General features: G+C 50.8%; 3 protein-coding genes. All 3 read right to left on the reverse strand.

Features of this window, described 5'->3' with window-relative positions; all coding sequences use genetic code 11:
* Positions 1–94: 94 nt before the first annotated feature.
* A complete protein-coding gene (locus ABYP33_RS19100; RefSeq protein WP_373092935.1) occupies positions 95–535 on the reverse strand; it encodes a hypothetical protein in 441 nt (146 codons plus the stop codon).
* A 201-nt stretch (positions 536–736) separates the two neighbouring features.
* Positions 737–949 (reverse strand): hypothetical protein, encoded by a 213-nt coding sequence (locus ABYP33_RS19105; RefSeq protein ID WP_373092936.1) that lies wholly within the window; start codon positions 947–949, stop codon positions 737–739.
* A gap of 313 nt (positions 950–1,262) precedes the next feature.
* Positions 1,263–1,466, reverse strand: coding sequence for a hypothetical protein (locus ABYP33_RS19110; protein ID WP_373092937.1), 204 nt, complete (start codon positions 1,464–1,466; stop codon positions 1,263–1,265).
* Positions 1,467–1,544 lie beyond the last annotated feature (78 nt).

A 1,544-nucleotide genomic window follows, 5' to 3' on the forward strand; every position in this document is an offset into this window, starting at 1 on the left:
ATTGCGCCTGAATCATACACACTCTCAAATAGAGCCAAACCCATCACCAACATTCCCGCAATAATTCCGAACGTGAAGTCTTTGAGACCGTCCATCACTCACCCCTCGATTGTTTGTATTTGTACAGCGCCTTACCCGCTTTCGAGAAATCGTTGTAGTCGTATTCCCGTGAACAAATTCGGTCAAGCACGCTCTCCAAAGCCTCCGCCAGCTCTGCGGCGTGGTCTGTTGCCTCATGCCGAAACTCACAAGGGTCTGCCATAGTCATATTTTTAAGCCTCTGGGATTTTCCGCAAGACCTCCCATGCGCAATAAAAACGTATGGCTTGTCAGGCCACTTAGCCGACTGTCGGTAGCCTTCGGGCATGATAGTGCTCCAGTCGGCTGTATCGTCTTTACCCGGCCTAGGCCAAATATTCGTAACGCCCTGCTCCTTGGGGTAGGACTGGGTGTATACCCAATCGCCGCCGAATGAGTCCTGAGCCGCCCAATTCGCCCACGCGGGGGCTTTGTTCCAGTTGGGTGTGGTCATCATCTTCCCTCAATAATCTCAACTGTCGCCACCACGCACACGACCACAGCCGCCAGAATTGCAACGCCTAGTGGTAACCCAGCCAATGCAGACGGCATCATTCCCACGGCTAACGATGTGCTAAAAAACATCACCAGTCCGCACGATACAAAAACCCGTTTAGCCTCTCTTGTGAACATAATCCCCTCTCCGTGTTGGTGGTTGTTACAGTCCCGCATTCACGCCAATACGTGCCATCAGCGCATTGATCTTATTGCGCCCACGAACAACGCTTTTAAAATCCCGTTGAACGCGCCAGCCCTTTGTTGCGTGGTATACCAGCTCGCGCTTGCCGAAGCGTCCGCGCATGGTTTTGGTCTGCGGCTCATCCTGCTTGGTGATTTTTGTGTATGGTCGTGCGTGTGTATGTCGTTTCATAACCCCTCCGGTCATTGGTGTTGGGTGGCGGTGGCCCTAGATTCGAACTAGGAAAACCGGACTCCTCTCGGCTGTAACGTGAACGCCTGTCCGTTTGCCCGATGGACTTTCAGCATCTTTCCTGTGGTTTCACGCAAACCCCGATGCAGCCACCGCCATAACTCGTTTTAAAACCCCACCCCAACAACAAACCACTGGGGCGGGGGCATTGGTAGCCCACCATCACCAACTGAATTGAACCAACAAATCGCAAGTGGGTGGGTTAGGGGTAGATTATAAAATCTGCGCCCTGCTGTCTACGTTATAATTAAGTTTATTTAGACCCTTTTGGAATAAAGCCCTCTTCGCTCATAACCGCGTAGAATTTGTCCAAGGTTTTACCCTGCGGTCGTCGCTTACCCTTCGCTAAAGCGTGGATTGTGGGATAGGTCAGGCCGGTAGGCTCCATCAGTGAGCGTAATTTGCGATGTGATGCCTTCTCTGCCAGAAACTCAATGACTGATTCGTAATCGTACATGGTTATAACTCCGTGGTTTTTTATATTATTCTGGAATATCAGGAGTTTTTCAATTGCTTTTCAGCGCTCTTGTCATTG

Source organism: Zhongshania sp. (genome assembly GCF_041584495.1).
In the GTDB taxonomy this organism is placed as follows: Bacteria; Pseudomonadota; Gammaproteobacteria; order Pseudomonadales; family Spongiibacteraceae; genus Spongiibacter.

What these genes read in the sequence shown, in the direction of transcription:
- ABYP33_RS19100 (WP_373092935.1), bottom strand. Translation starts at nt 535, where the DNA reads ATGATGACCACACCCAACTGGAACAAAGCCCCCGCGTGGGCGAATTGG.
- ABYP33_RS19105 (WP_373092936.1), bottom strand. Translation starts at nt 949, where the DNA reads ATGAAACGACATACACACGCACGACCATACACAAAAATCACCAAGCAG.
- ABYP33_RS19110 (WP_373092937.1), bottom strand. Translation starts at nt 1,466, where the DNA reads ATGTACGATTACGAATCAGTCATTGAGTTTCTGGCAGAGAAGGCATCA.